Below are 16,919 nucleotides of genomic sequence, written 5' to 3'. Positions count from 1 at the left end.
CGCCGGGAAAACCCGCGGTCATGCGGAGGTCATCCGGGCCGTCCAGGCTGGACCCATTGCCTTCAATGGACGACCCAGGAAGAACTGCTCGAAGCACGCCGCGCCGAGTGCGATCCGCCGGAGCCGACGGACGACGCCACCGAGATGTGATCAGCCGGCCTGCCGCTGCGTGCGGCGGTATTCCCCCGGCGGCTGGCCGCTCCAGCGCTTGAAGGCGCGCTGGAAGGCCTCGGCCGAGGCGAAGCCGAGCAGGTAGGCGATCTCGCCGAAGGCCAGGTCCGTGTCGCGGATATAGATCATCGCCAGGTCGCGGCGCGTCTCGTTGAGGATGCTGCGGAACTGCGTGCCTTCCTCGGCCAGCTTGCGACGCAGCGTCCAGGTCGGCAGCTTGAGGCGCGCAGCGACTTCCTCCAGGTCCGGCTCGCGGCCGTTGAGCAGCGGCCCCAGCAGTTGCACCACGCGTTCGCGCAGGCTGCGGGTGCGCGTCAACTGCTCCAGTTCCTTCTCGCAGAGTTCCAGCAGCTGGCGCCAGGTGCTCGGGCAATGTTCGCGGTTGCCGAGGGAGAGCGTGGCCTGGTCGAGGCGGAAGCGGTTGGCGCCGGCGCCGAACTCCACCGGGCAGCTGAAGAATTCCTCGTAGCGTGCCGCGTAGTCCGGCGCCGGGTACTCGATCTCCACCCGCAGCGGGCGCACCGCCTGCCCGGCGATGCGGCCGAGGTAGCTGAGCCAGCCGGCCAGCACCGAATCCACCACGAAGCGGTTGTAGGCGTTGTAGGGGCTGATGGAGTAGAAGCTCAGCCAGGCGCCGCCGGCGTCCTCGGCGAGGCTCGAGCGGCCGCGGTAGTTCTGCGCGTAGAGCGGCTCGAAGCGGATCAGCGCGCGGCTGGCGGCGCGCAGGTCGGGGGCCAGGGCGGCGCTGACGCCGGCCAGGCCCAGCTGCTGGATGCGGCTGAACTGGCCCATGCGCAGGCCCAGCGCGGGGTCGCCGCTGAGCTGGATGGCGGCATGGCCCAGGCGCATGTAGCGCGGGATCGACAGGCGCCCGCCGGGCTCGGCCAGGCGCGCCGCGTCCAGGCCGTACTGCAGCAGCAGGGGCTGCGCCGGCACGCCGCGCTCTTCCAGGGCGTCGGCCAGGCCGTGGACGAAACCTATGGAGAGGTCGCCCAGCCGCATGCCCGGTTGCTTCATGGTCACAGCCAGAGGTTGATCAGGCGCGCGCCCGGGCCGTCCTCGGCGAGCTGCTGGCCGCCGCGGTCGACCACCAGGCCGGGGCCGGAGCTGCCCAGGTCCCACAACTGCCCGCGCAGGAACACCGCGATGCCGGCCTGGGCGCCGCTGGCGGCCAGGCGTCCGCCGAGGGCCAACTGCTGCCAGGCCTCGCCTTCGCTCAGCGCGCCGGGCTTGAGCTGCACGTCGGAAGGCGTGCGCGCGCCGTTGTAGCCGCGCCAGGGCCGCTGCCACTGGCCGTTGCCGGTGAGGAAGGCGGGCACCGCCAGCAGCTCGACCTTTTCCGAGGCCAGCACCGCGTAGTTGATCGGGTACCAGGCGTCGGCGCAGATCAGCACGCCCAGGCGCCCGGCGGGGGTCTGCAGCACCTGCAGGTTGTCGCTGTGGCCGGCGCGGATGAAAGGCTTCTCGTCGTCGATGGGGAAGACCTTGCGCTGCGGCTGGCCCAGGGGCTTGCCGTCGCTGCCGAACACCAGGCTGGCGTTGTACAGGCTGCCGTTGCCGGTGACCAGCACGCCGTCCTCCACCTTGGGGTTGGGCAGGACGATGGAGCCGGCCACCAGGGTCACGCCGAACTGCCGGGCCAGGCCGCCGAACAGCGTCTGGTAGTCGTGGGCCATGTCCACCGCCTTCATGCGGAACAGGGCGTCGGTGAAGCGGTCGCGACCCTTGGCGATGAGCCAGCCGCGGGCCAGCTTCACCGGGTTGCTGACGGCCATCCACTTCATGGCCTCGGCCAGGTGCTGCGCCTGGTAGACCTCGGGTTTCTCGCCGGCGGCCACCAGCCAGGTGCCGATGTGCTCGGGGAACACCACCACCGTGCGCGGGCCGAGCAGGCCCTCGCTGCGGGCCTTCTCCAGGTAGGCCGCAAGCTTCAGGCGCAGGCGCTCGACGTTCTGGTAGTCGGCGGCGTAGAGCTCCGGCTGCACGCCGAGCAGGTTGCCGCGTTCGGAGGGCGCGCCCTGGTTCAGCACCACCTGGCTGCGCAGGTCGGACAGGTAGTGGCCCACCGGGCGGCGCTCGGCCCAGCCGGCGTAGGCGGCGAAGAGGGTGACCAGGATGAGGAATGTCAGCTTGCGCATGCAGGGCTCCGGGACTGGCTGCCAGGGTAGGGGAGCGGCGCCGGCTTGCCAAGCCGTGCTGTCATCTTCGATCAGTAAGTTGTCATTTCCGGTCATTGAGCGCGCCCCGGGCGCTGCTTAGAGTCTGCCCCATACCGACCGTGGCCCGTCCGAGGCCCCGGCAACCATGCCCGATGTGGAGGAATCATGACCGCCGCCCGCTACCCGCACCTGCTCGCGCCCCTGGACCTGGGCTTCACCACCCTGCGCAACCGCACCCTGATGGGCTCGATGCACACCGGCCTGGAAGAGAAGCCGAACGGCTTCGAGCGCATGGCCGCCTACTTCGCCGAGCGCGCCCGCGGCGGCGTCGGCCTGATGGTCACCGGCGGCATCGGCCCGAACGAGGAAGGCGGCGTGTACGCCGGCGCGGCCAAGCTGACCACCGTCGAGGAAGCCGAGAAGCACAAGGTCGTCACCCAGGCGGTGCACGAGGCCGGCGGCAAGATCTGCATGCAGATCCTCCACGCCGGGCGCTACGCCTACAGTCCGAAATCCGTGGCGCCCAGCGCCATCCAGGCGCCGATCAACCCGTTCAAGCCGCGCGAGCTGGACGAGGAAGGCATCCAGAAGCAGATCCAGGACTTCGTCACCTGCTCCGTGCTGGCCCAGCAGGCCGGGTACGACGGCGTCGAGATCATGGGTTCGGAAGGCTACTTCATCAACCAGTTCCTGGTCGCCCACACCAACCAGCGCACCGACCGCTGGGGCGGCAGCTACGAGAACCGCATGCGCTTGCCGGTGGAGATCGTCCGCCGCGTGCGCGAGGCGGTGGGGCCGAACTTCATCATCATCTACCGCCTGTCGATGCTCGACCTGGTGGAGGGCGGCAGCACCTGGGACGAGATCGTCCTGCTGGCCAAGGCCATCGAAAAGGCCGGCGCGACCATCATCAATACCGGCATCGGCTGGCACGAGGCGCGCATCCCGACCATCGCCACCAAGGTGCCGCGCGCAGCCTTCACCAAGGTCACCGCCAAGCTGCGCGGCGAGGTGGGTATCCCGCTGTGCACCACCAACCGCATCAATACCCCGGAGGTAGCCGAGCAGGTGCTGGCCGAGGGCGACGCCGACATGGTCTCCATGGCCCGGCCGTTCCTCGCCGACCCGGACTTCGTCAACAAGGCCGCCGAAGGCCGCGCGGACGAGATCAACACCTGCATCGGCTGCAACCAGGCGTGCCTGGACCACACCTTCGGCGGCAAGCTGACCAGCTGCCTGGTCAACCCGCGCGCCTGCCACGAGACCGAGCTGAACTACATCCCCACCACCCACGTGAAGAAGATCGCCGTGGTGGGCGCCGGCCCGGCCGGCCTGGCCGCCGCCACCGTGGCCGCCGAGCGTGGCCACCAGGTGACCCTGTTCGACGCCGCCGGCGAGATCGGCGGGCAGTTCAACGTGGCCAAGCGCGTGCCGGGCAAGGAAGAGTTCTACGAGACCCTGCGCTACTTCAAGCGCAAGCTGGAGACCACCGGCGTCGACGTGCGCCTGAACACCCGCGTGTCGGTCGACGACCTGGCCAAGGGCGGCTTCGACGAGATCCTCCTGGCCACCGGCATCGTCCCGCGCACCCCGGCCATCCCCGGCATCGACAGCCCGAAGGTGATCAGCTACCTGGACGCCATCCTCGAACGCAAGCCGGTGGGGCGGAAGGTGGCGGTGATCGGCGCCGGCGGCATCGGCTTCGACGTTTCCGAGTACATCACCCACGACGGCGAGTCCACCAGCCTGGACCGCCATGCCTTCTGGAAGGAGTGGGGCATCGACGAGGCCCTGGAGGCCCGCGGCGGCGTCGCCGGCATCCAGCCGCACCCGCATGCCGCGGCGCGCCAGGTGTTCCTGCTGCAGCGCAAGAAGTCCAAGGTCGGCGACGGCCTGGGCAAGACCACCGGCTGGATCCACCGCACCGGGCTGAAGAACAAGCGGGTGCAGATGCTCAACAGCGTCGAGTACCTCAAGGTCGATGACGCCGGCCTGCACATCCGCATCGGCGAAGAAGGCGAGCCGCAGGTGCTGCCGGTGGATACCGTGGTCGTCTGCGCCGGCCAGGAGCCGCTGCGCGAGCTGCACGACGGCCTGGTCGCCGCCGGGCAGAAGGTGCACCTGATCGGCGGCGCCGACGTGGCCGCCGAGCTGGACGCCAAGCGCGCCATCAACCAGGGCTCGCGCCTGGCCGCAGAACTCTGATCCACCGTCCCTGCCGCCCGGACGCGCTGTCCGGGCGGCAAAGGGCGGAACCCGTCACAGTTTTCCGTCTGTCGTACGTCGCTTTCTTACGAACGGCCGAGCGACTGCCAACCCAGTCACATTGCCTGCGTCACCATTTCCCCTAGACTTGCCCCGGCACCGGTGCGCTCGAGGCCCGGCCGCCGGCCCCTCTGCGGGCCCAACCCTGTTCGCGACAGTCCAGAGGTCCCGTCATGAGCCTGCAGAAGAAGCCTCAGATGGTCGAGGCCGTGGCCTTCTTCGATGAGCGAGGCATCTGCAAGCAGATGCTCTATCCCGAATTCGAGGCCCTGCTCGACAACGTCGTGCAGATGCACGAATACGCCGACCGGCAGATGCGCCTGGCCTACGTGCTGATCAACGCGCGCCTGCAGGTCAAGGCGGCGGTGTTCTTCTACCTGGATTTCGACGACAACGGCGAGGCCGACCGCGGCTGGAACCTGCCGCTGCGCCAGCTCGCCGACCGCGCCGGGCGCGGCCCGGACATGGGCGCCGGGCCCATCCGCCTGGCCTGCCGCAGCCAGTGCCCGGTGTCCTGGCACCAGATGCACCTGTGGGACCCGAGCCTGGTGACGGGCAACAACCACCTGGTGATGTTGCGCGACGCCATCCGCCGCAACCACCTCGGCCTGCTGGTCGAGGAAGAGCCCGTCGCCGTCGAGCCGCAGCGCCTGAAGGTCGCCGCCGAGCACCAGTGGTACGCGGCGCCGGCGGAAGACCCGCGGGAGCAGGCCGAGAAGCTGGCCCAGGCGATGCTCGAGGAACAGCGGCAGAAGACCGCCGAGCTGCTCGGCCAGCAGGCCTCGCGCCTGTCCAGCCTGAGCCAGCAGCACGAGCAGGAACTGCAGCGCCTGCGCCTGGGCGCCGAGGAACAGGTCAAGGTGCTGCAGGCCGAGCTGGCTGCGCTGCGCGAGGGGCTCAAGCGCGAGGAAGAGATCAACGCCGGCCTGCGCCGCGAGCTGGACGAGCGGGTGGACGGCTTCCAGCGCGGCCGCGAGGAGCTGACCGCGCAACTGCGCAGCATCGAGCAGCAGGGGCGCGTGGAGCTGGAGGAGCTGCGCGCGCAATTCGAAGGCGAGGCCGATGCCAAGGTCGCGGCGGTGATCGCCCAGTACAAGGAACAGCTGGCGGTGCGCGACGCCGAGCTGAGCTACCGCAGCGAGCTGGACCGCCAGCTGCAGCAGGACAACGAGGCCCTGCGCCGCGAGCTGGCCGCCCAGGCGGCGCGGGCGGAGAGCGATGCGCTGCTGGAGAAGCTGACCTCGCTCGGGGTGATCTTCGTCGTCTATCATCCCGGCGCCGGGCACCTGACCATTCCCCTGCAGGACATCCCGCGCTACCAGGAAAACCCCATGGCCTACGCCGCCGCCAAATGCTTCGTCTCCGAAGCCCAGTATCGCCAGTGGCTGGCCCACTACCAGCAGCCGACCTGCGACGGCCACCTGTCCAACGGCGAACGTTGCGCGCTGCCGGTCGACCGGGTGGATACCCCCGGCCGTTTCGTCGACGGCGACAGCAACTGCTGCGCCCGGCACAAGACCAGCGGCGGTCTGCGCGGCGTGACCGCGGGCTAGGTGGCCGCCCTGCGATTTCCCGACTGGCGCCCGTTACCCCCGCTGCAACAGGTGCGCCTCGACTGGCTGGAGCGGGCCGGCGTCGAGCTGGCCCTGTTGCGCCTGGACCAGGTCGACGAGCGGGTGTCCGGCAACAAGTGGTTCAAGCTGGCGCCCTACCTGCGCCAGGCCGCCGAGCAGGGCCTGGACGGCCTGATCAGCCTCGGCGGCGCCCATTCCAACCACCTGCACGCCCTGGCCGCCGCCGGCCAGCGCTTCGGCTTCGCCAGCGTCGGCCTGCTGCGCGGCAACGAGCAGGACACGCCCACGGTGCGCGACCTGCGCGCCTGGGGCATGCAACTGCACTGGCTCGGCTACGCCGGCTACCGCGAGCGCCATGCCGAAGGCTTCTGGGATACCTGGCGCGAACGCTACCCACGCCTGCTGGCGGTGGACGAGGGCGGCGGCGGCTTGCCTGGCGCGCTGGGCTGCGCGCCGCTGGTGGCGCAGTTGCCCGGGCAACTGCCGGGCATCGGCTGGAACGGCTACGACCAGCTCTGGGCCGCCTGTGGCACCGGCACCACCCTGGCCGGGCTGGTGCTGGGCGAGCAGGGTGCGCACCCGGTGACCGGCGCCCTGGCGGTGCCGCCCGGCCATGGCGTGGAAGCCATGCTGCCGCGCCTGCTGGCCGAGGCGGGGCGCGAAGACGCCGGCTATCGCCTGCTGGACGCCAGCCGCGGCGGTTTCGGCAAGGTGGACGCCGGGCTGGCGCGGTTCATGGCCGACTTCGAGGCGGCGACCGGCGTGCCGCTGGAGCCGCTGTACACCGGCAAGCTGCTGCTGGCCCTTCATGACGAGGTATGTGCTGGCCGTGTGCCTCCTGGCAGCCGGTTGATCGCCGTGCACAGCGGTGGCCTGCAGGGGCGGCGGGCGATGGAGGAGCGCTTGCGGCGATTGCCGTAGGGCATTCGTGCGCGCCAGCCGCTCGCCGCCCCACCCACGCCATTCCCCTGTAGGAGCGCGCCCTGCGCGCGAAATCGCGGGCAGGGCCCGCTCCTACAGGTATATGCCGTACCCCACGGCGAACACGTAGGGCGAATAACGCGAAGCGTTATCCGCCGATTGGACGGCTCATCTGGCACCCATGTGGCCATGGCGCTCGGACCGACGGCGGATAACCGCGAACGGTTATGCGCCCTACGGTTTCTGGAGGGCACGGACGTAGGCGCGACTGTCTTGCCGACCGCGCCGCGGTGCTCTTCGTAGGAGCGAGCCATGCTCCTCTCAATGGGAATACCCGTTATGCACTCTTGGCCACTGGTCCCCGACCAGGAACAGCCGCTCGGCCTCGTGCCATTCGTCCCGGCTTTGCTCCAGGCGCACCAGCAACTGGGGGAAGGCGTCCGCCGGCAGCTGCGCCAGCCAGGCGTCGAAGCGTTCCGGCGCCCAGCTTTCGTCGTCGGTCTTGCACGCCGGGGCCAGCCATTCGCTGCGTGGCAGCGGCTGCCAGCGGCCCGCGCCCTGGGCGCGGTACAGGGGCCAGTGGCGGCGGTGCAGCCAGGAACCGCCGAGGTGCTCGGGGTTGGCGCCTTCCGGCGCCGGGCACTCGCCGGGCCAGGGGTAGAACAGGTAGCCGCCCAGCCAGAGCGCGGCTTGCACCGGGGCCTGGCTGAAACCGGCGACCAGCGCGCGGCCGTGCGGGCTGGAGGAGAGCGGCAGCTGATGCTCGTGCAGGTGGCGCAGCTTGTTCGCCAGGCGGTCCTCGGCGCCGGGGCCCAGCCAGTCCTCCGGGCCTTCGCGGCTGGGGCCCAGGTAGAGCTTGATGGCCAGTTCGAAATGGTGCAGGCCGTCGTCGTCCTCCAGCAGCAGGTCCAGCTCGCCCAGGGTGTGGCCGTTGTCGCGCACCGCCAGGTTGGCGCCGAGCAGGCGCAGGTCGGGGGCCTGCTGCAGGGCGAACTGCCAGAGGCGCTCGTAGTAGCGCCCCAGGCGCTGCTGCGGCGAGCGCTGCAGCCAGGCCCGCAGCGCCTCGCTGTCGCTTTCCTGCGCGCGCAGCCAGTCGCCCAGGCGCTGTGGCTCGGCCAGCCAGCGGCTCGCCGCCAGCGGATGGCGCAGGGGCAGGGGGCCGGCATCCAGCAGGGGTTCGGCGAGCAGGGTCCAGGCGAGGTCGCGCACCGCGGGTTGGCGCAGTTCGGCTAGCAGCTCTTCGAGCAGATGGGCGGTCGGCTTCATTTGTGCAGCCTAGCCGAACGCCCGCGCTGCCGCGCGGGTTTGCCGCTGTTCGGGGGTTTCCCCCATAATTCCGTCATTCCCGCTCGCACCGCCGCCTGGAGTCTCATGGAATCCTTTCGCAATATCGGCATCATCGGCCGCCTCGGCAGCACCCAGGTGCTGGAAACCATCCGTCGGCTGAAGCGCTTCCTGACCGAGCGGCACCTGCACGTGATCCTCGAGGACACCATCGCCGAAGTGCTGCCCGGCCACGGCCTGCAGACCTGCTCGCGGAAGATCATGGGCGAGATCTGCGACCTGGTGATCGTCGTCGGCGGCGACGGCAGCATGCTCGGCGCGGCGCGCGCGCTGGCCCGGCACAAGGTGCCGGTGCTGGGCATCAACCGCGGCAGCCTGGGCTTCCTCACCGACATCCGCCCGGACGAGCTGGAGACCAAGGTGGCCGAGGTGCTCGGCGGCCAGTACATCGTCGAGAGCCGCTTCCTGCTGGACGCCCAGGTGCGCCGCCACGGCGAGTCCATCGGCCAGGGCGACGCGCTCAACGACGTGGTGCTGCACCCCGGCAAGTCGACGCGGATGATCGAGTTCGAACTGCACATCGACGGCCAGTTCGTCTGCAGCCAGAAGGCCGACGGCCTGATCGTCGCCACGCCCACCGGCTCCACCGCCTACTCGCTGTCCGCCGGCGGGCCGATCATGCACCCGAAGCTGGACGCCATCGTCATCGTGCCCATGTACCCGCACACCCTGTCCAGCCGGCCCATCGTGGTCGACGGCAACAGCGAGCTGAAGATCGTGGTGTCGCCGAACATGCAGATCTACCCGCAGGTCTCCTGCGACGGGCAGAACCACTTCACCTGCGCGCCGGGCGACATGGTCACGGTGAGCAAGAAGCCGCAGAAGCTGCGCCTGATCCACCCGATCGACCACAACTACTACGAGGTCTGCCGGACCAAGCTCGGCTGGGGCAGCCGCCTGGGGAGCGCCGAGTGAGCGAACTCGACCCGGGCCGTGGCTACGACCTGATCGGCGACGTCCACGGCTGTGCGCACACCCTCGACCGCCTGCTGGAGCAGCTGGGCTACCAGTTGCACGGCGGCGTGTGGCGCCACCCAAGGCGCCAGGCGCTGTTCCTCGGCGACATCGTCGACCGCGGCCCGCGCATCCGCGAGGCCCTGCACCGGGTGCACGACATGGTCGCCGCCGGCGAGGCCCTGTGCATCATGGGCAACCACGAATTCAACCTGCTCGGCTGGTCCACCCCGGCGGCGCCGGGCAGCGGCCGCCAGTACGTGCGCGAGCACACCCCGCGGCACGCGCGGCTGATCCAGGAGACCCTCGACCAGTTCGAGGGCCACCCCGGCGACTGGCGCGATTTCCTCGGCTGGTTCCAGCAGCTGCCGCTGTTCCTCGACGCCGGGCGCTTCCGCATGGTCCATGCCTGCTGGGACAACGGGCTGATCGACTCGCTGCGCCGGCAGTTCCCCGACGGGCGCATCGACGAGGCCTTCGTCCAGGCTTCCGCCGCGCACGGCAGCTTCGCCTACCAGGTGTGCAACCGGCTGCTGCGCGGCACCGACATGCGCCTGCCCCACGGCATGACGCTGACCGGCAGCGACGGCTTCACCCGGGCCTTCTTCCGCACCAAGTTCTGGGAGGAGGACCGCGAGCCGGAGACCTACGGCGATATCGTCTTCCAGCCCGACGCGCTGCCCGACGAGGTGGCCGCCGAGCGCCTGAGCGCCGAGCAGAAGTCCAGCCTGCTGAGCTACGGCGCCGACCAGCCGCTGCTGTTCGTCGGCCACTACTGGCGCAGCGGCACGCCGGCGCCGATCCGCCCGAACCTGGCCTGCCTGGACTACAGCGCGGTCATGTACGGCAAGCTGGTGGCCTACCGGCTGGACCAGGAGACGCGCCTGCAGCGCGACAAGTTCGTCTGGGTGGACGTGAAGCGTCCGGGAGAGGATGAGTGAGTGCGGTAGTAGCCATGCGCCTGCCCCTGGCGGCGGACCTCGCCGGTTTCGTCGGCCTGCTGCAGCGCCTGAACGTACCCTTCCGGGTCAGCGAGGAGGCCGGCGAACAGGTGCTATGGGTGCCGGACGAAAGCCTCGCCGAGCAGGTGCGCGACCTCTACCGGCGCTACCCCCAGGGCGACCCCGAGCTGGCCGCCACGGCCCAGCCGCGGCGCCGCGGGCCGGGTTTCCTGGCCCAGGTCCGGGCCAGCAAGGTGACCGCCGCGGTGCTGCTGGTGACCTTCGTGGTCGCCGCCCTGACGCTGCTTGGCGGCAACCCGGACACCCTGCGCTGGTTCACCTTCCAGGACTTCCAGCTGGTCGGCACCGACCGGGTGATGTTCCAGCCGCTGGCCGACGGCCTGGCGGCGGGGCAGTGGTGGCGCCTGTTCACGCCCATGCTGATCCACTTCGGCTGGCTGCACCTGGCGATGAACGCCATGTGGTACTGGGAGCTGGGCCGGCGCATCGAGTACCGCCAGGGCGGCATCCTGCTGCTGGGCCTGAGCCTGGGCTTCGGCCTGGTGTCCAACGTCGTGCAGTACCTGGCTTCCGGGCCGAGCCTGTTCGGCGGCCTGTCCGGGGTGCTCTACGGCCTGCTCGGGCACTGCTGGATCTTCCAGCTGCTGGCGCCGACCCCGGCCTACCGCCTGCCCAGGGGCGTAGTGGCGATGATGCTGATCTGGCTGTTGGTGTGCCTGTCCGGCGTCATCGACCTGCTGGGCTTCGGCTCCATCGCCAACGGCGCCCACGTCGGCGGGCTGGTGATCGGCTGCCTGACCGGCGCGCTGGGCGGGCTGCTGGCGCGCGGGCGCGGCGCCTAGAGGTTCGCGAGCAAGCTCGCTCCTGCAGGGAGCACCGCTTTTCGTAGGAGCGAGCTTGCTCGCGAACCCACCACCTGACCTGTGCCCGTGCGCCGAAGCGCCGGGCCCGGTAGAATGCCGGTTTTGCCCCCAGCAGGAGCCGGCCCCATGTCGTCCTTCGCCGAAACCATCGAGAACATCACCCCGGAAATCTACGAGGGCCTCAAGCTCGCCGTGGAGATCGGCAAGTGGCCGGACGGCCGCAAGCTCACCCAGGAACAGAAGGAACTGTGCCTGCAGGCGATGATCGCCTGGGAGCTGCAGAACCTGCCCGAGGACCAGCGCACCGGCTACATGGGCCCGCAGGCGTGCGAGTCCCACGCCGAGCCGATCCCCAACATCCTCTTCTCGTCCAATTCGCTGCACTGATGGTTGAGCTTGGACGCGGCGCCCTGAGCAAGATGTCGGCGCGCCTGGAAAGCCCCGTGCAGTACGCCTTCCGCCTCGGCGACGAGGAGCTGGCGGTCAACCCGCTGATCGGCAGGACGGTGCGCCTGGAGTACCTGGGCGCGATCTTCTGCTGCCATTGCGGGCGCAAGACGAAGAAAAGCTTCAGCCAGGGCTACTGCTACCCCTGCTTCACCAAGCTGGCGCAATGCGACAGCTGCATCGTCAGCCCGGAAAAGTGCCACTATGACGATGGCACCTGCCGCGAGCCAGAGTGGGGCGAGCGCTTCTGCATGACCGACCACGTGGTCTACCTGGCCAACTCCTCGGGGGTGAAGGTGGGCATCACCCGCGCCACCCAGGTGCCGACCCGCTGGATCGACCAGGGCGCGCGCCAGGCGCTGCCGATCCTGCGCGTGGCCACGCGCCAGCAGTCCGGGCTGGTCGAGGACCTGCTGCGCAGCCAGGTGGCCGACCGCACCAACTGGCGCGCCCTGCTCAAGGGCGAGGCCGAGCCGCTGGACCTGGCGGCCATCCGCGAGCAGCTGTTCGACCATTGCGCCGAGGGCTTGCGCGAGCTGCAACAGCGCTTCGGCCTGCAGGCGATCCAGCCGGTGACCGACCTCGAACCGATCGAGATCCGCTACCCGGTGGAGGCCTATCTGGCCAAGATCACCAGCTTCGATCTGGACAAGACGCCGGTGGTGGAGGGTACCCTGCAAGGCATCAAGGGCCAGTACCTGATCTTCGACACCGGCGTCATCAATATCCGTAAGTACACAGCTTATCAGCTGGCTATCAGCTATGAGCCTCAAGCGGCAAGCTGAGCCGGCGAACAACGAACCTGCAGCGTGAAGCCTGGAGCTTGCAGCTGCCCGGAGGGCCACCATGCGCACTGATCAACCGAAAGTCATCTACCTCAAGGATTACCAGGCGCCCGAGTACCTGATCGACGAGACCAACCTGACCTTCGAGCTGTACGAGGACCACACCCTGGTCCACGCGCAACTGGTCATGCGCCGCAACCCCGAGCGCGGCGAGGGCCTGCCGCCGCTGGTGCTCGACGGCCAGCAGCTGGAGCTGCAGTGGGTGGCCCTGGACGACCGGGTGCTGGAGGAGGGCGACTACCAGCTGGACGAGAACCACCTGACTCTGCAGCCCACCGCCCGGCAGTTCACCGTCGACAGCACGGTGCGCATCCACCCGGAGAGCAACACCGCGCTGGAAGGCCTGTACAAGTCCGGCAAGATGTTCTGCACCCAGTGCGAGGCCGAGGGCTTCCGCAAGATCACCTACTACCTCGACCGCCCGGACGTGATGAGCAGCTTCACCACCACCGTCTCGGCCGAGCAGCACAGGTACCCGGTGCTGCTGTCCAACGGCAACCCGGTGGCCAGCGGCTCGGAAGAGGACGGGCGGCACTGGGCCACCTGGCAGGACCCGTTCAGGAAGCCGGCCTACCTGTTCGCCCTGGTCGCCGGCGACCTCTGGGCGGTGGAAGACACCTACACCACGCTGAGCGAGCGCGAGGTCGCCCTGCGCATCTACGTCGAGCCGGAGAACATCGACAAGTGCCAGCACGCCATGGACAGCCTGAAGAAGGCCATGCGCTGGGACGAGAAGGTCTACGGCCGCGAGTACGACCTGGACATCTTCATGATCGTCGCGGTCAACGACTTCAACATGGGCGCCATGGAGAACAAGGGGCTCAACATCTTCAACTCCAGCTGCGTGCTGGCCAGGGCCGAGACCGCCACCGACGCCGCGCACCAGCGCGTCGAGGGCGTGGTGGCCCACGAGTACTTCCACAACTGGTCGGGCAACCGCGTGACCTGCCGCGACTGGTTCCAGCTGTCGCTCAAGGAAGGCTTCACCGTGTTCCGCGACAGCGAGTTCTCCGCCGACATGAACTCGCGCACCGTCAAGCGCGTGGAGGACGTGGCCTTCCTGCGCACCAACCAGTTCGCCGAGGACGCCGGCCCCATGGCCCACCCGGTACGCCCGGACTCGTTCATCGAGATTTCCAACTTCTACACCCTGACCGTCTACGAGAAGGGCTCGGAAGTGGTGCGCATGATCCACACCCTGCTCGGCGCCGAGGGCTTCCGCAAGGGCACCGACCTGTACTTCGAGCGCCATGACGGCCAGGCGGTGACCTGCGACGACTTCGTCAAGGCCATGGAAGACGCCAACGGCGTCGACCTGACGCAGTTCAAGCGCTGGTACAGCCAGTCCGGCACCCCGCGCCTGGCGGTGGAGGAAAGCTACGACGCGGCGGCGCAGAGCTACACTCTGACCTTCCGCCAGAGCTGCCCGCCGTCCCCGGGCCAGCAGGTCAAGCAGCCCTTCGTCATCCCGGTGGAAATGGGCCTGCTCGACGCCCTGGGCAACCCGCTGCCGCTGCGCCTGGCCGGCGAGGAGCATGCCCACGGCAGCAACCGCGTGCTGCAGGTGACCGAGGCGGAGCAGTCCTTCACCTTCGTCGGCCTGGCGGAGAAGCCGCTGCCCTCGCTGCTGCGCGGCTTCTCCGCGCCGGTGAAGCTGAGCTTCCCCTACGACCGCGACCAGCTGATGTTCCTCATGCAGTACGACGAGGACGGCTTCAACCGCTGGGAGGCCAGCCAGCAGCTCTCGGTGCAGGTGCTCCAGGAGCTGATCGGCCAGCACCAGCGCGGCGAGCCACTGGTGCTCGACGAGCGCCTGATCACTGCCTTCCACACCCTGCTGCAGGACAACGCCCTGGACCAGGCGATGGTCGCCGAGATGCTCTCGCTGCCCAGCGAGGCCTACCTCACCGAGCTGAGCGAGGTGGCCGACGTCGAGGCCATCCACGCCGCCCGCGAGTTCGCCCGCAAGCGCATCGCCGAGGCCCTGCGCGAGCCGCTGTGGCAGCGTTACCAGGCCAACCGCGAGACCTCGCGCAAGACCCCGTACGTGGCCGAGGCCGAGCACATCGCCCGGCGCAGCCTGCAGAACATCGCGCTGTCCTACCTGATGCTGGTGGGCGGCGACGAGGTGCTGGCGGCCTGCCTGGAGCAGTACGAGTCCTGCGACAACATGACCGAACGCCTGACCGCCCTGGCGGTGCTGGTCAACTCGCCGTACGACGACGAGAAGGCCAAGGGCCTGGAAATGTTCGCCGACTACTTCAAGGACAACCCGCTGGTGATGGACCAGTGGTTCAGCGTGCAGGCCGGCTGCACCCTGCCCGGCGGGCTGGAGCGCGTGCAGGCGCTGATGGGCCACCCGGCCTTCACCCTGAAGAACCCGAACAAGATCCGTGCCCTGATCGGCGCCTTCGCCAACCAGAACCTGGTCAACTTCCACCGCGCCGACGGGGCCGGCTACCGCTTCCTGGCCGACCAGGTGATCACCCTCAACGCGCTCAACCCGCAGATCGCCTCGCGCCTGCTGGCGCCGCTGACCCGCTGGCGCAAGTACGCCCCGGCGCGCCAGGGCCTGATGCGCGCCGAGCTGGAGCGCATCCTGGCCTCGGGCGAGCTGTCCAGCGACGTCTACGAGGTGGTGAGCAAGAGCCTCGCCTGACGCTGCGCGCAGCTGGCGGAAAAAGTGTTATCGGCCCTGCCGGTAACACTTTTTTTCGCCCGTGGATTTGCGTCGAGGTGCTCTTCGCAGAATGGGTATCGCTTCGCTCAACCCATCCTGCGCCACCCCTTCCAACGTAGGGCGCATAACGCCTACGGCGTTATCCGCCAATTGTCCCGGGCACCGGTGTTCCGGCCGGCGGCGGATAACCGCGAACGGTTATTCGCCCTACGCTCGGGCACGGCCGTAGGAGCGGACCTTGTCCGCGATAGCCGGAGATTCCGGCGCGGATCGCGGATGAGATCCGCTCCTACGCCGCCCCACCCGCGCCATTCCCCTGTAGGAGCGCGCCCTGCGCGCGAAATCGCGGGCAGGGCCCGCTCCTGCACATATCCGCACCGCAGGTTCCCGAGTGTTTCCCCGGACGCATCCAGGTACCCGCAAATACCCGGAGTGTTACCGTCGGTATCTTTTTTCGTGTCCGCTGGAAGCCGCGTGGCGACTGGGCTGCAGCTTTCCCTAGTCCTTTTGGATGAGTCCCGCTGCGCTTAACAAAAGATAACGTGCCTTTAATTGTCAGGCTGCAGAAAGGCTGGCATATAACGACCACTCCCTATCCGCCTGCAATAAAAACAAAGAGGTAAGGCTATATGCGTGAGCATCTGCGGCACGCCACCGGCGAGCTGTCCGTGCGTTCGTCCGGGCCCTCGGTTTCCGCTTCCCCGTCCCCCTGCGCAAATCGCTTTCGCTGCTCGGCGCGTTCTCGCTGCTGTGGCTGGCGGCCGTTCCGCTGCACGCCAGCGCGACGGATGCGCCGGCCAGCGACACCGATGGCTATGCCATCGCCTCGGCCAAGGCCCCCAGCAGCCTGCTGCTGAGCGTCAGCCACGCCGGCAAGCGCCTGGTGGCGGTCGGCGATCGCGGGCACATCCTCTATTCCGACGATAACGGCAAGCGCTGGGTCCAGGCCAAGGTGCCCACCCGCCAGCTGCTGACCGCGGTGTTCTTCGTCAACGACAAGAAGGGCTGGGCGGTCGGCCACGACGCGCAGATCCTCGTCAGCGAGGACGCCGGCGCCACCTGGACGCGCCAGTTCGAGGACCTCAAGCGCGAGGCGCCGCTGCTGGACGTGTGGTTCCAGGACGAGAGCCACGGCCTGGCCGTGGGCGCCTACGGCGCCATGCTGGAAACCCACGACGGCGGCAAGAACTGGGAAGACGTCAGCGAGCGCCTGGACAACGAGGACCAGTTCCACCTCAACGGCATCGCCGCGGTGAAGGATTCCGGCCTGCTGGTGGTGGGCGAATCCGGCAGCCTGTTCCGCTCGAAGGACTGGGGCCAGACCTGGGAGAAACTGCAGGGCCCCTACGAGGGCTCGCTGTTCGGCGCCGTCGGCACCGCCCAGGCCGGCACCGTGCTGATCTACGGCCTGCGTGGGCACCTGTTCCGCTCCACCGACTTCGGCGACACCTGGGAACAGGTGGCGCTGCCCATCGCCGGTGACGGCACCCTGGAGTTCGGCCTGGCCGAAGGCTCGCTGCTGCCCGACGGCAGCATCGCCGTGGTCGGCAACAGCGGCAGCGTACTGGTGAGCAAGGACGACGGCCGCACCTTCAACATCTTCAACCGGCCCGACCGCCTGGCGCTGGCCGGGGTCGGCGCCGCCGGCGACGGCAACCTGGTGCTGGTCGGCCAGGGCGGCATCCACCTGGCTTCGGCGACCGGCGCCGAGCTGACAGAACAACAATGAGCCGG

13 protein-coding genes are annotated in these 16,919 nt (G+C 69.1%); 10 read left to right on the top strand and 3 right to left on the bottom strand.

Translation table 11 applies throughout. The annotated features are described in order from the left end of the window. Window positions 1-150: 150 nt before the first annotated feature. Together PKO50_RS22220 and PKO50_RS22215 are read right to left on the bottom strand one after the other, a co-directional pair. Window positions 151-1,188 (bottom strand): AraC family transcriptional regulator, encoded by a 1,038-nt coding sequence (locus PKO50_RS22220; RefSeq protein ID WP_109933519.1) that lies wholly within the window; start codon window positions 1,186-1,188, stop codon window positions 151-153. A 2-nt stretch (window positions 1,189-1,190) separates the two neighbouring features. After that, window positions 1,191-2,309 (bottom strand): carbon-nitrogen hydrolase family protein, encoded by a 1,119-nt coding sequence (locus tag PKO50_RS22215; RefSeq protein ID WP_109933518.1) that lies wholly within the window; start codon window positions 2,307-2,309, stop codon window positions 1,191-1,193. A 186-nt stretch (window positions 2,310-2,495) separates the two neighbouring features. Between PKO50_RS22215 and PKO50_RS22210 the strand changes: the two genes are divergently transcribed. From PKO50_RS22210 to PKO50_RS22200, 3 genes are all read left to right on the top strand, one after another. Further along, window positions 2,496-4,535 (top strand): NADPH-dependent 2,4-dienoyl-CoA reductase, encoded by a 2,040-nt coding sequence (locus PKO50_RS22210; protein ID WP_109933517.1) that lies wholly within the window; start codon window positions 2,496-2,498, stop codon window positions 4,533-4,535. Between the two features lie 233 nt (window positions 4,536-4,768). Further along, on the top strand, window positions 4,769-6,148 hold the full coding sequence (locus PKO50_RS22205) for a chromosome partitioning protein ParA (RefSeq protein WP_109933516.1): 1,380 nt from the start codon (window positions 4,769-4,771) through the stop codon (window positions 6,146-6,148). A 42-nt stretch (window positions 6,149-6,190) separates the two neighbouring features. Then, on the top strand, window positions 6,191-7,090 hold the full coding sequence (locus PKO50_RS22200) for a pyridoxal-phosphate dependent enzyme (RefSeq protein WP_275630513.1): 900 nt from the start codon (window positions 6,191-6,193) through the stop codon (window positions 7,088-7,090). Between the two features lie 321 nt (window positions 7,091-7,411). On the opposite strand, the gene PKO50_RS22195 is transcribed toward PKO50_RS22200, so the two are convergent. Beyond that, window positions 7,412-8,356 carry a DUF1853 family protein gene (locus tag PKO50_RS22195; protein ID WP_275627247.1) on the bottom strand — a complete coding sequence of 315 codons (945 nt, stop codon included), beginning with the start codon at window positions 8,354-8,356 and terminating at the stop codon, window positions 7,412-7,414. 105 nt (window positions 8,357-8,461) lie between these two features. Between PKO50_RS22195 and PKO50_RS22190 the strand changes: the two genes are divergently transcribed. The 7 genes from PKO50_RS22190 to PKO50_RS22160 all read left to right on the top strand — a co-directional run bounded on the left by PKO50_RS22190 (window position 8,462) and on the right by PKO50_RS22160 (window position 16,914). After that, on the top strand, window positions 8,462-9,349 hold the full coding sequence (locus tag PKO50_RS22190; protein WP_089393754.1) for an NAD(+) kinase: 888 nt from the start codon (window positions 8,462-8,464) through the stop codon (window positions 9,347-9,349). Then, window positions 9,346-10,329 (top strand): metallophosphoesterase, encoded by a 984-nt coding sequence (locus tag PKO50_RS22185; protein WP_109933514.1) that lies wholly within the window; start codon window positions 9,346-9,348, stop codon window positions 10,327-10,329. Before PKO50_RS22190 ends, PKO50_RS22185 begins: the two co-directional genes overlap by 4 nt. Then, window positions 10,326-11,192 carry a rhomboid family intramembrane serine protease gene (locus PKO50_RS22180; protein ID WP_275627246.1) on the top strand — a complete coding sequence of 289 codons (867 nt, stop codon included), beginning with the start codon at window positions 10,326-10,328 and terminating at the stop codon, window positions 11,190-11,192. The genes PKO50_RS22185 and PKO50_RS22180 overlap by 4 nt, the downstream gene beginning before the upstream one ends. Window positions 11,193-11,339: 147 nt before the next feature. Further along, window positions 11,340-11,600, top strand: a complete 261-nt coding sequence (locus tag PKO50_RS22175) for a DUF1315 family protein (RefSeq protein WP_109933512.1) — start codon at window positions 11,340-11,342, stop codon at window positions 11,598-11,600. Beyond that, a complete protein-coding gene (locus PKO50_RS22170; protein WP_275627245.1) occupies window positions 11,600-12,445 on the top strand; it encodes a DUF2797 domain-containing protein in 846 nt (281 codons plus the stop codon). The genes PKO50_RS22175 and PKO50_RS22170 overlap by 1 nt, the downstream gene beginning before the upstream one ends. 61 nt (window positions 12,446-12,506) lie before the next feature. Beyond that, window positions 12,507-15,164, top strand: coding sequence for an aminopeptidase N (pepN, locus tag PKO50_RS22165; RefSeq protein WP_275627244.1), 2,658 nt, complete (start codon window positions 12,507-12,509; stop codon window positions 15,162-15,164). 730 nt (window positions 15,165-15,894) lie between these two features. Beyond that, complete coding sequence (locus tag PKO50_RS22160) at window positions 15,895-16,914, top strand: YCF48-related protein (protein WP_275630512.1); 1,020 nt, start codon at window positions 15,895-15,897, stop codon at window positions 16,912-16,914. The last annotated feature ends 5 nt before the right edge of the window (window positions 16,915-16,919 follow it).

Source organism: Pseudomonas sp. 273, assembly GCF_029201425.1.
GTDB lineage: Bacteria > Pseudomonadota > Gammaproteobacteria > Pseudomonadales > Pseudomonadaceae > Pseudomonas > Pseudomonas delhiensis.
Note: the sequence above shows the minus strand (reverse complement) of the source record. Positions and strands in the feature narration are given on the sequence as shown.

What these genes read in the sequence shown, in the direction of transcription:
- PKO50_RS22220 (WP_109933519.1), bottom strand. Translation starts at nt 1,188, where the DNA reads ATGAAGCAACCGGGCATGCGGCTGGGCGACCTCTCCATAGGTTTCGTC.
- PKO50_RS22215 (WP_109933518.1), bottom strand. Translation starts at nt 2,309, where the DNA reads ATGCGCAAGCTGACATTCCTCATCCTGGTCACCCTCTTCGCCGCCTAC.
- PKO50_RS22210 (WP_109933517.1), top strand. Translation starts at nt 2,496, where the DNA reads ATGACCGCCGCCCGCTACCCGCACCTGCTCGCGCCCCTGGACCTGGGC.
- PKO50_RS22205 (WP_109933516.1), top strand. Translation starts at nt 4,769, where the DNA reads ATGAGCCTGCAGAAGAAGCCTCAGATGGTCGAGGCCGTGGCCTTCTTC.
- PKO50_RS22195 (WP_275627247.1), bottom strand. Translation starts at nt 8,356, where the DNA reads ATGAAGCCGACCGCCCATCTGCTCGAAGAGCTGCTAGCCGAACTGCGC.
- PKO50_RS22190 (WP_089393754.1), top strand. Translation starts at nt 8,462, where the DNA reads ATGGAATCCTTTCGCAATATCGGCATCATCGGCCGCCTCGGCAGCACC.
- PKO50_RS22175 (WP_109933512.1), top strand. Translation starts at nt 11,340, where the DNA reads ATGTCGTCCTTCGCCGAAACCATCGAGAACATCACCCCGGAAATCTAC.
- PKO50_RS22170 (WP_275627245.1), top strand. Translation starts at nt 11,600, where the DNA reads ATGGTTGAGCTTGGACGCGGCGCCCTGAGCAAGATGTCGGCGCGCCTG.
- pepN (WP_275627244.1), top strand. Translation starts at nt 12,507, where the DNA reads ATGCGCACTGATCAACCGAAAGTCATCTACCTCAAGGATTACCAGGCG.